This window comes from Microcoleus sp. LAD1_D3 (genome assembly GCF_036702135.1).
Taxonomy (GTDB): Bacteria; Cyanobacteriota; Cyanobacteriia; order Cyanobacteriales; family Microcoleaceae; genus Microcoleus.
This window is the reverse complement of the sequence record NZ_JAUBSB010000118.1, coordinates 1-5,751: the sequence shown is the minus strand read 5'-3', so window position 1 is coordinate 5,751 and position 5,751 is coordinate 1. Positions and strand designations below refer to the sequence as shown.

1 protein-coding gene and 4 pseudogenes are annotated in these 5,751 nt (G+C 41.3%); 2 read left to right on the top strand and 3 right to left on the bottom strand.

The genetic code is table 11. From position 1 onward, the window contains the following. Positions 1 to 75: 75 nt before the first annotated feature. The 3 pseudogenes from QUA74_RS29060 to QUA74_RS29050 form a co-directional block, all read right to left on the bottom strand. Positions 76 to 204: pseudogene (locus tag QUA74_RS29060) on the bottom strand (IS630-like element ISMae26 family transposase); the annotation flags it as partial. Positions 205 to 572: 368 nt separating this feature from the next. Then, positions 573 to 1,775: pseudogene (locus QUA74_RS29055) on the bottom strand (ISAs1 family transposase). Between the two features lie 76 nt (positions 1,776 to 1,851). Beyond that, positions 1,852 to 2,353 (bottom strand): annotated as a pseudogene (locus QUA74_RS29050) (ISAs1 family transposase); the annotation flags it as partial. Between the two features lie 613 nt (positions 2,354 to 2,966). Between QUA74_RS29050 and ltrA the strand changes: the two are divergent. Both ltrA and QUA74_RS29040 read left to right on the top strand, forming a co-directional pair. Further along, a pseudogene (gene ltrA / locus QUA74_RS29045) lies at positions 2,967 to 4,836 on the top strand (group II intron reverse transcriptase/maturase); the annotation flags it as partial. 643 nt (positions 4,837 to 5,479) lie between these two features. After that, the gene (locus tag QUA74_RS29040) at positions 5,480 to 5,698 is read left to right on the top strand and encodes a hypothetical protein (protein ID WP_333336123.1); all 219 of its coding nucleotides are present in this window, start codon (positions 5,480 to 5,482) and stop codon (positions 5,696 to 5,698) included. Positions 5,699 to 5,751: the final 53 nt, after the last annotated feature.

Here is a 5,751-nt window from a genome sequence, read left to right as displayed (position 1 = left end):
AAGTTAATAGTTGGGATTCAATCCAGTCAAGCAAAACTTTCCATTATATCATAAAATTATTTTGCAAGAGGTCTATTGTTTAACCAATTTTTGGACAAAACTTAGGGCTACACAAAAACGGTTGGCTATTGCTCTTTGTGACAGCGGTTCATTATGGTACACATCCATAATTTTTTGTCTAAAATCAATCGAATAAGTTTTCATTTTTACTAATGTGTGATCCTTGCTAAAATTCTGGATAATTGTGATTCGAGTGACTGCTGTGAATCCAGTCCCTCCTATGAGCCGAGCGAGTGCTCGCTCCCGCTCCATTCAATTAGATTGCATAACATTTTGGGGTCTTATATTTTTCACTCCTTTCAAGTCAGTTATATCATACCTCATCTTTCCGATAAATGCTATAAATTAAGTTGACAGAAAATCATATTTGTGCATGAGTTATTATCTGAGAAAACCATTCTTAAAACTCTTAAATCTGATGCAATTAACCCAGTTAAAATCGAGCTTTAAGGACTTCTGAATTCTCAAAGCTGAATCAATTTAGATCGGGAATCCGTTTTAGTTTTCGAGCGTTAGCTGGCAGAGTCTAAAATTTGAACTAAATAATTATTATCCATTCCCGCCAGATACCGCTTCATTTTTAAACTTCCTTTAAATCCTTTTTCCTGTTTCAGTAAATTGACAGCACTCGCGACGTAGAAGAGTAAAATTTTTAGGAGAATGATCTTTACGAATGCGACTCTTGTCTTCAGAAAAAGTAACATCTAATGTCCAATGTAAGCTATTTTCAATACCCCAATGACTGCGAATTGCTTGAGAAATCTTCTCGGCATTACTGGCTAAACTACTTAAATAAAACCGAACTTCGGTGGTAGTTTTATTCCACAAACGTCTTTCACTTATGACCATCACAACCGTTTTTAATCCATTCCATAATGATTGATTATGAAGAGGTAGCAACTCCGAGACGGCCACCGTCCAAATTTGTCTTTTTTCAACTCGATGATGCCCTGCTTCTATTTGTTGATAATAGCTATGCTCTCTGCCAGCAAACTCTTCTTTTCGAGCTAATTCAAACCATTTTTTTACGTCTTTATGAAGAAGTTTTTGATTTCCCTTTAGCGCTAAAAGATAATCTCCTTTCTTCTTAATTATGAGCGCTGCTATTTCTTTCTGACATCAAGCGAGCCTCGATGGTTATTATGCTTTCTTCAATTTCTAGCAGCTCTAACAAAGCCGGAATCGCTGTCACTTCGTTGGATTTTTTATTGACTTTTTTTTGCCCTAAAACTAATTGATGGGACGCCGACCATGCACTGACTATATGTAACGGTTTTTGGCTTTGATTCCGGTCATAAGATTATTTCATTGTTTTGCCATCGATGGCTATGACTTCTAGCTCCAATTTTTGGGTAATTGAATTTACCCAACTCAAAAAACACTCTTGAAACTGCTTCGGTTCAATTCGAGCAAATAAGGAGACTAAATGTATCATGAGAAGGAATTCCATTCGGCAGTTCCAGAAAACCTTTTAGCCATTCATATTTAGCTTTTCCATAGAGTTCTATTGCTCCCCATCCATCCGCACCGCTGATGACAGCTAGAATCGCAATGGCTACAATATCTATTAGTAAATGCTCTTTACTTCTTTCTATTCTTGGATCGGTCAATGTCTCAAAATGGTTTAAAAAACTAACGTTCAATAAGTCTGTTGAATGCGATACACCTATTGTTTTTTGTTGGGAAGTTAAAGTCGAAGTAAACCCTTTCGCTATCGAGATCGCACCTATGAATTACGCACTTGATTTAGCTAAATACTTCATCTTATCATCATGTTTTAGGTTGAAATTAAGATGCGTTTACCCTGACGACATAATCAGCTTTTTTCTGGCTAATAAGTCGGATAATTTCGGTTTGAGTTCCCATCGCATCGATGGTGATAATCGCTCCCGCAATGTCGATTAATTCCACTAAGGCAGGAATCGCTGTGATTTCATTGGAATCGTCTTCAACTTTGACTTGCCCGAGTACCAAACGTTGTTCGCTTGCCCAAGCTGTGACTAAATGTAGGTTTTTTAAACCTTTCTCAGGCGTCATAAGAACCTCGCAAACTTTTGCCATCAATCGGGATGATTTCTTGGAAAACTGCACCCATGATTTGCTGAAGCCATTGGGATAACTTCTGTTCTAAAGCTTTCGGGTTTAGCTTTTCAAAGACCCGACGAAATGTATCATCGCTGGGGATTCCATTTGGTAACTCTAAAAATTCCTCCAACCATTTCTGCTTGCTAACCCCATAATTTTCTATGTCTTCCCACCCATCAGCTCCGGCGATGACAGCTAATATGGTAATTACAGTGCGTATCGTTGGCTAGAAACCAGTCCTATAAAGGATTAGGGGGATTAGCCGCAAGGAACAGAACCTTGACAACTGAATGACCATGTAGGTGAGAATCAGTACCCTAGAACACTCAAATCCTACCCCGCAGGTGCAGCGGTGAAAGCATCTCCCCTACGGTAGCGACTAGCCATCAATCCGTAAAGCGGGGAGAAAAGATGTTACTACTGACAGCCTAAGTCGGTAAGCATTGAGCAAAAGTACCCATGAGTAAAGCCTCGGCTTGAAGATGTGTTTGAATCGTCGTTACCATGAACCAGCGAAATAAGGCTTAATGCGCTGGAGCCAAAAGGCACAGGATAAAAGGAGTTGGCAAGTTGTAATTTGACCAACAAGCACTTCCGATAAACCCGGCGAATAACATCACTCTAAAGGTACACAGTATGGTCATTCGGAACGAGATAACCTCTCGTCTGCTCTCAGGTGGTCGAATCCCTGTAGTAGGTGCTAACCGTATGCAACGAGTAGGAAAGATTGGGTCAGAAGCTTAAAAGCCTGGGGTAATGCCCAGGATATGCAGACGGACTCACGATGATTTGGAAGGGAAAGTCTCAAGTAGTGAGTAAAAATGTCTAAAACGAGTTTAAAGACTACGGTAGAATGGAACCAAGTCAACTGGCGAAAGCTAGAACGTAAGGTTTATAAGCTCCAAAAGAGAATTTTTCAAGCCTCTCAACGTGGTGATGTGAAAGCAATACGCAGACTCCAAAAGACGTTGATGAAGTCTTGGTCAGCAAAGGTGTTAGCGGTTCGTAGAGTAACCCAGGATAATACTGGCAAGAAAACGGCAGGAGTGGACGGAGTTAAATCCTTATCCCCAGCAGCACGTTTAAAGTTAGTAAATAATATAAAACTGGGGTCTAAAGTTAGTCCGACTAGGCGAGTATGGATTCCCAAGCCTGGGACGGAAGAGAAACGACCATTAGGCATACCTACAATGGAAGACCGAGCCTTGCAAGCACTTGTCAAACTGGTATTAGAACCAGAATGGGAAGCGCGATTTGAACCTAACTCATACGGGTTCAGACCTGGACGTTCATGCCAAGATGCAGTCGAGGCTATATTTTCAAGCATCAGTAAAAAGCCTAAATATGTGCTTGATGCCGATATAACTAAATGTTTCGACCGGATTAACCATGAAGCACTGCTCAATAAATTAAATACATTCCCCACCATTCGCCGACAGATTCGTGCATGGTTAAAAGCGGGAGTGATGGATGTTATGCAGTTGTTTCCAACATCTGAGGGTACTCCACAGGGTGGGGTTATTTCTCCATTACTGGCAAATATTGCCCTCCACGGGATGGAAGAACGAATTAAACAGTTTGCAGAAACATTGCCTACTAGAAGCGGCAAAGGCAAAAGGGATAACCGTAATAGTCTTAGGCTGATTCGTTATGCCGATGACTTCGTGATTCTCCACGAAGACATAACTGTTGTTCAAAGATGCAAAGAGATTATCTCCGAATGGTTAAAAGGCATGAACTTGGAACTTAAGCCTTCTAAAACGAGACTTGCCCACACCCTTAACCAGTATGAGCAAGAAAACCCAGGATTCGACTTCCTAGGGTTCAAGATACAACAATTTCCAGTAGGAAAGTATCACTCAAAACAAGGTTTTAAGACAATCATCACCCCAAGTAAGCAGAAGCAAAAGGTACATTACGACCAAATCGCTAGAGTTATTGAAGCCCACAAGGCAGCACCACAAGCGTCGCTAATCAGCCATTTAAACCCAATTATCCGGGGATGGGCTAACTACTATGCGACTGTAGTAAGTAAGGTTGCTTACTCAGACATCGATGACCTCATGTACCAAAAGTTAAGAGCTTGGGCAAAACGCCGTCACCCCTCAAAGAATGGGGAATGGGTGGCAAAGAAATATTGGCATCCTCTAAACGGTGATAACTGGGTATTCGCAACCAAGAAGGAAGGATAAACCTCACTTCGGTTACTAGACCATGCCGACACTCCAATAGTGCGACATATAAAAGTTAAAGGCGAATCGTCTCCATACGACGGGAATCTGGTTTATTGGAGTACAAGAATGGGTAAAAACCCAGAAATGCCAAGTAGGGTATCGAAACTCCTGAAAAGTCAAAAAGGGAAGTGTACCCACTGTGGATTGTTTTTCCGTGAAAACGATGTGATGGAAATTGACCACAGAATCCCTAAATCGCAAGGTGGAAAGGATTCTTACGATAATTGGCAACTCCTTCACAGACATTGCCACGACACAAAGACAGCTATCGATGGCAGTCTCGGCAACCAATCTGGCTGCAATAGTGCCAAGCCTAAGTCCACCAGAAAACTTGAAAAAGTCGATGATAAATGGACAATGAGGTATGCGTAACAAGCACCAAAGCATTGAGGAGCCGTGTGAGGTGAAAGTCTCATGCACGGTTTTGAAGACCAGCGGGATTGGTGACAGTCTCGCTGAGTTTAATAGAATGTCTTTGAGTAGGTGTTGTTTGGTTCGCTCAACTCTCGGGTCTGGTAAGTCATCAAAATAAGTTGAGAAGCTCGCTTGTAAGTCTTGGACGGAGATGGGTTGGGATCCGTTTTGCCCGGGTTCTGATTTTTTCGTACATACCACAGAAGCGAATCCTTTTTCCATTGACTTATCCTCACCAGTCGTGACGAAAGATGCAGCAACATTATAGAACCGCTGCTGACTGAATGCCTAGGTCTAGATATTGCGCGTTTTGTCAAGTACAATACAGCACTTTGCTTAACAATTAGGTACAATAGTAGAGGTGGTAAAAAAGAGAAAAATGAAACCCTACTCCCTAGATATGCGCCAAAAGATCGTTGACACTTACGAAGCAGGTAACGCCTCTATTCGGAAAGTAGCAGAAAGATTTCAAGGAGCGTAAAAGTACGGTACAAGCACTACTAAAGCGAAAAAAAGAGACAGGAAAATTACTCCCTAGTCAGGCCAAGGGTGGTAAACCGAGCCTACTGTTTGGTCACGAACAACAGATTGAAGAGATGGTAGCTCAGTATCCAGATTACACACGCTTCAGAATACTGTGAGTATTGGCACGAAAAAACAGGAGTATGGTTGAGCGAGAGTGCTATGTGCCGATTCCTCAAAAAGCTGGAACTCACTTTGAAAAAAAAACATTACGGAGCAGTCAAGCCCATAAAGAAATTAATCAAAAGAAGCGCCTAGAATATTGGGAAAAAATCCGAGATGTCGAACCAGAAAATCTGATATTTTTGGACGAAATGGGTGTATTGCTTGGGATGATCAGACCCAGAGCTAGAAGTAAAGGGAGCATCCCGCTTTTTAACTAAGCATACCTACCCATTTTAATCTCATTATTTAAATATGCACATCTGAGTCTTAA